Raw genomic sequence first — 5817 nt, forward strand, 5'->3', positions numbered from 1 at the left:
GATTGGGGGCGGGGGGCCGGGAAGGGGGGCTGTCAGTCGAGGCGCGCTAGCACCACGCGCAGTCCGATGACACTGGCGATGGGGAACAGAGCCGCGACCAGCCACGGGATCGCTGCGCCCCAGCCGGTGTCGGGGGAGGCGTCGATCACCACACCGAGTGCAATTGATCCGATGAGCACTCCGATGCCCCCGAGCGAGGCCATGAAGCCGTAGTACGAACCGAGTCGGCGTTCGGCGGCCATGCGCGGCACCAGATCCCGAGCCTGGGGCATGGCGATCATCTGCCCCAGGGCGAGTAGCAGCACGAAGAGCGCAGCCGGGATCAGCCCGAGCAGACCTTCCAACTCCAAGGGACTGAATACCGCGACCAAGACGAAAGATGCTGCCATGACGGCGAACCCGACGGGCAGCGTGACACGAGGCGATATCCCCGCGACGCGTCGAGTGATCGGCAGTTGCGTCGATACCACGAGTACCGCCGAGATCGCGAAGAACCAGCCCAGCACCGTCTGTGAGCCCCACGCGCGTTCGACCTCGAGCGGCAGTAGCAGATACAGCTGGTTGTAGGCCACCAACTGTGCGCTCATCGCCACCGCGAACAGCACGAAGGTCCGGTTGCGCACCACGTCGGTCCAGCCCGAGAGCCATGGGTCGTCGCGATGCTCACCGCGTTCGCGCGGCAACCACCTGATGTGAGCGGCGATGACCAGAACGAATATGGCGGCCGCCACGAGACAGGCGATGCGGAAGTCGACGAGCAGCAACACCGATCCGACGAGCGGGCCGGTGAACGAGCCGATCTGACTGCACACCGAGAGCAACGCGAACGTCTCCACCCGCGTCGCACCACCGTCGCGCTCACTCTTGCCCGCCTCGATCGCAACTGCTGATTCGACTGCAGGAGAGAACAATGCGGCTGCAAAACCGACCATTACCGTGGCAATCAGCACGGCCGCAAGCGAATCGGCGAAGGCCAGACCCACGAATCCCAACACGCGCAACACACAGCCGAAGAGAACGACCGGCTTGATGCCCCACCGATCGGCGAGGGTGCCACCGACGAAGAACAGTCCCTGCTGCGAGAAGGTTCTGATTCCGAGGACCACGCCGACGAGAGCGGCCCCGAGCCCGAGATCACTCGTCAGGTGCACCGACAGATACGGCAACACCATGAAAAAGCCGATGTTGAAGGTCATTTGGGTGAGGACGAGCAGGCGGACGGTGGGGGTCGCTCGCCGCAGATCGACCAGAAATGACCACCGCCACCGCGTCGGCGATCCGTCGGTCCTCGTGCTCACGTACTGCGCCCTCCTGCGTCGACTTTCTCGATGACGCTACCGGTCTTCCGCACGCGCCCCGAGGTGGCACCGGCGAGCGAGACTGCGAGAACGGCGAGTGCGATCAAGGACGCGAGCGGAGCAGCGGTGACCCACGGTGCCCGCTCGACGGCGGCGACCCCGTCAGACAGGATCAATCCCCAATCCGCAGTGGGGGGTTGCGGACCGAGGCCGAGGAATCCGAGGGCCGCGAGCGCGAGAGCGACGCCGGGGAGCCGAATCATGGCGTGCCGCAGCACTGCCGGAACGACGCTGGGCACGACGGACCCGAACAGGATTCGCGCATTTCCTGCCCCGAGTGTCGGCAGGATGGAGATGTACGGCCGAGCGCGGGTCTCCTCGACGAGGGCGGCCGTGTGCGCGGCGAGCGGAGCCCACGTGACGATGAGAACGGCGACGGCCGCCCCGCCTGCACTCGGACCCCAGATCGCTGCGATCAGAATGCCGGTGACGACGGGCGGCGCCGCATTGGTGACCTCGACCAGCCCACGGGAGGCCCGCGGAATCAGTCCCAGCAGCACGCCGACCACCAGGGCTGCGAGCGTCACGGCAAGCGAGAGACCGATGGAGCGCAGTGCGCCGTCGGCGACGCGGGCCAACAGGTCTCGACCCGAGGCGTCCGTACCGAAGGGGTAGGCCGGTGACGGGGCCGCGAACTTCTCCCGCGTCGTCGCCTGGCCGTCTCGCGGGAGTCCGGCAAGGACCATGACCAGTAGGACCGACGCCGCAGCGATCGGCACCACCCAGCGCCGCGGTGACGGGTGGAAAATGCCGGAGGGGATGGGCATCGCCTTCTCGTGCAGTGCGCTGCCGAGCAGCAGCCGTCGGGCCAGTTCGGCCGCGATACCGAGAACCGCGCTGACGGCCAGGAGAAGGATGATGTCGATCTGCAGGGCGGGAAGATCCTGCGACTGCGCGTCGCCGAGGGTGGTGCGGCCCAATCCCGGTATGGCGAAGACTTTTTCGACGGCCACCGCGCCGCCGGTCATCGCGACCATGATCAGACCGATCTGCGATGCGAGGCCGGGGAGGGCGCGTCGCAGAACCGCACCGGCGATCTGGGGCCGCGAGAAGCCTGCGACCGTCCACGTGATGACCCAGCCCTCGGTGAAGGTGACGGCGATCGCGTCGGCGAGCAGTCGTCCGATCAGCCCGCCCGCAGGTAACCCGAGCGCCAGTGCAGGCAGCACCGCGTATTCGGGACCGTTCCAGCCGTAGGCCGGGAACGACAACCACACGGCACCGAGAACGACGAGTACCGACGCGAGCAGAAACTCCGGCATCGACGTGAGCGCCGCGGCGACGCCGCCCCCGGTACGTCTCGGGGTGCCCCGGAGTCCGGCCCGGACGCTGGGGACGACCACGAGGGCGGCGGCGGCGATCGCGACGACCATCGCGAAACCCATCAGCGTCAGCGACACCAGCAGCGCATCGAGGGCTCCTGGCAGCACCGGTTCACCTGTGTTCCAGGATGTTCCGGGATTGCCCGACGCGATGCCGGTGAACCAGTCCCAGAACATCCGCAGCGGTCCGGCATCGAGGCCGAGGTCGCGGCGAATGGCTGCGAGGGCCTCGGGGGTTGCTTCCTGCTCGGCCGAGCGGGCCCGCAGAATGCTCAGTGCCGGATCGCGATTCGACAGCCACGGCAGCATCCCGACGAGAAGGACGACACCGGCGACTGCAACCAGACGCGAGGCGGTGGTTCTCACTGCTTACTCGAAGGCGGTCTGGTTGGTGATGAGCGTGCGTTCCCTGGGATCGCGGGCGACACCGGTCACACCTTCGGATTCGCCCTGGATGACGCGTTCGTGCAGCATGGGCACGGCCGCATCCTTCTCCAGGATCAACTTCTCGGCGTCCAGGATCGCGGCGCGGCGGTCGTCTCCTGGTTCGGTGGCCGAGGCGTCTGCCAACGCCGCGTCGACCTGCGGGTCGCAGAATTGGGAGATGTTGAACGATCCCTCGCAGGCGAAGTCGGAGTACATGTATGCCACGGGGTCTCCGGAATCGAGCACGGTGGCGCGGGAGAGGATGAAGGCATCGAATGCGCCACTGAGCGCGTCGGTTTCGATGAACTGGTATTCGCGCACCACCTGCTCGACCACGAAGCCCTTCGCCTCGAGTTCCTGCTGCAGCAGCACGGCGACCTCGGGAAGTTCGGCGCGGTCGGTGAAGGTGGCGAGAGTGATCTTCTTACCGGTGGCATCGCCGGCCGGTGTCTCGGTGCGCGCGGGACGGTCCGCCGCCCACGGCAGCGCGGGGCCGAGCAATCCGTTCGCGGCGTCTGCGCGGTCCTCGTAGACCTGCTCGACCAGGCGATCCTTGTCTACCGACTCTCGTGCGGCGGCACGCATTGCCGGATCCGCGAACACGCCGGACGACGTGTTCAGGTACAGGGTGTTGGTACGCGGCATCGGAACCTCGTGCACCAGCGACGGGTCGATGTTGGCGGCCTGCGACACCGGAATCGCCTCCACCACATCGGCGGTGCCGTTGCGAAGCGCTGCTGCGCGGGACGTACCGTCGGGCACGAAGTCGACGTCGATTCCGGCGAGCTTCGCGGGCTCACCCCAGTAGTCGTCGTTGCGGTCCAGCGTCGCACTGGACGTGCCGTCGACTCCGGTCAACACGAACGGTCCGGTGCCGGTCCCGACGGGGTCACTGCCGCCTGCGGAGTAGGCCGCGGATGCCAGGATGGCGAGCTGCGGGCTCGAGAGTCGTTGCGGCACCAGTGGATCGACGTCCTCGGTGGCCACCTCCACCGTGTCTTCGTCGGTGGCGGTCACCGTCAGCTCGACTCCGTCGAGGATGCGCGGCTTCGGCGCGGCGGTAGTGGCAGCAGTCAGTGCGGTGACGACGGCGGCGGAATCGAGCGGCGCACCGTTGTGGAACCTCACGTCGGGTCGGAGGTCGAAACTCCAGGTGCGCTCGTCGACGCGGTTCCAGGCGGTGGCCAAACCGGGCTGAGCGTCACCGAGATCGTCGAGGGTGACGAGGGTTTCGGCGGTGGACCAGCGCGAGAGCTTGAAGGCATCGTCGCTGAACTGCGAAAGCCCCGAGCGTGGCGGTTGCAGCATCGCAACGCGGGCCCGATCTGTGGTGTCGTCGGAAGCGCCCGAGGAAAAGCAGCCCGCGAGCGTGAGGGCGCCTACCACTGCCAGGGTGCTGATGCGGAACATGTTGGTGGTCAATGGATCTCCTGTGATGGTCGTGCAAGCCGGGGTACGGCGTCGATCAGGTCTCGGGTGTAGGAGTGCTGCGGGTCGGTGAGAATGTCTCGTACGCTGCCGGTTTCGACGATCCGGCCGTCGTGCATCACCGATACCTCGCTGCAGAGTCGAGCGACCGCGGACAGGTCGTGGCTCACGATCAGCAATGCGCTCGGTAGTCCGGCCAGGACTGCGAGGACCTGCTCGCGAAGATCAGGGTCAAGTCCGCTGACCGGCTCGTCCGCCAGCAGGTACTGCGGTTCGCATGCCACTGCACGCGCAATGGCGACGCGTTGATTCTGGCCACCGGACAGTTCCGTGGGTCGGCGCTGCAGGTAGCGCTCGTCCAGCCCGACGGCAGCGAGTGCGGCACCTGCTTTGGCTCGATGATCGCCGTCGACGCCGAGAAGTCGCAGCGGCGTCGCCACCAGATCCAGGACACTGCGGCGTGGGTCGAGGCTGTTCGCGGGATCCTGAGGAACGTACTGCACGAGTCTGCGAAACCACCGCAGCGATCGCGCGGAACCCGGACGGACTGTGCGCCCCTCCACTTCTACGGTTCCCGCATCGGGGGAGTCCAGCGCCAGCAGTATGCGCAGCACAGTGGTCTTCCCCGAACCGGATTCGCCCACCAGGGCGATGCGACCGGCCGGTGGCAGCGTGAGCGTGACAGCGTCCAGCGCGGTGCGAGACGAGCCGTGCCGAACGTAGGTGCGCGTGATGTCCGTGGCCACCAAGCCCGCGGTCATCGCGCTACCAGCTGACGAAATGGGTCGGCGGTGCGAGCTCGATCGAGCATGCGCACCACGAGATCGGACTCGGGAGTGTCGAGAATCACTGCCGTGGAACCGGATTCGACGATGCGCCCCGAGTCGAGAACCATCAGATGGTCGCACAGCTGCGCGGCGACGGCGATGTCGTGCGTGATCAGCAGCAGCGAGGCCACCTCACGGAGAGCGTCGAGCACCCGCGCCTGACTGAGTACATCGAGGGCCGTCGTAGGTTCGTCCGCGATCACCAGCGGGCTCTCGCGCGCCAATGCGACTGCGATACAGACGCGTTGACGCTGACCACCGGACAGCTCCAGCGGGTGCGAGGCCAATATGCGTTCGGTGTCGCGCAGACCCACACGCTCGAGCAGCGCGGAGGCGTCGGGCGTGCGGAGTTGCCTGCCGACGGTGACCATCGGGTTCAGCGCAGTGGCCGAATCCTGGAAAACCATCGCCGGGCGGGCGGTGCGCGGACGGCGGGGCGTCGGAACTCCGGCGACA

At 67.2% G+C, this 5817-nt stretch carries 5 protein-coding genes; all 5 read right to left on the bottom strand.

All coding sequences use genetic code 11. The annotated features are described in order from the left end of the window. Window positions 1-32 precede the first annotated feature (32 nt). A complete protein-coding gene (locus tag RHBS_RS23190; RefSeq protein WP_128646516.1) occupies window positions 33-1298 on the bottom strand; it encodes an MFS transporter in 1266 nt (421 codons plus the stop codon). Continuing rightward, complete coding sequence (locus RHBS_RS23195) at window positions 1295-3046, bottom strand: ABC transporter permease subunit (RefSeq protein ID WP_220709124.1); 1752 nt, start codon at window positions 3044-3046, stop codon at window positions 1295-1297. Before RHBS_RS23195 ends, RHBS_RS23190 begins: the two co-directional genes overlap by 4 nt. A 3-nt stretch (window positions 3047-3049) precedes the next feature. Next, on the bottom strand, window positions 3050-4528 hold the full coding sequence (locus RHBS_RS23200; protein ID WP_237669606.1) for an ABC transporter substrate-binding protein: 1479 nt from the start codon (window positions 4526-4528) through the stop codon (window positions 3050-3052). Beyond that, window positions 4525-5295 (bottom strand): ABC transporter ATP-binding protein, encoded by a 771-nt coding sequence (locus RHBS_RS23205; RefSeq protein ID WP_121871586.1) that lies wholly within the window; start codon window positions 5293-5295, stop codon window positions 4525-4527. Before RHBS_RS23205 ends, RHBS_RS23200 begins: the two co-directional genes overlap by 4 nt. Then, window positions 5292-5817: ATP-binding cassette domain-containing protein (locus RHBS_RS23210; RefSeq protein ID WP_145977577.1), on the bottom strand; the 526-nt coding region annotated here is incomplete at its 5' end. The genes RHBS_RS23210 and RHBS_RS23205, both read right to left, overlap by 4 nt.

This window comes from Rhodococcus sp. BS-15 (assembly GCF_000813105.1).
Classification (GTDB): domain Bacteria; phylum Actinomycetota; class Actinomycetes; order Mycobacteriales; family Mycobacteriaceae; genus Rhodococcoides.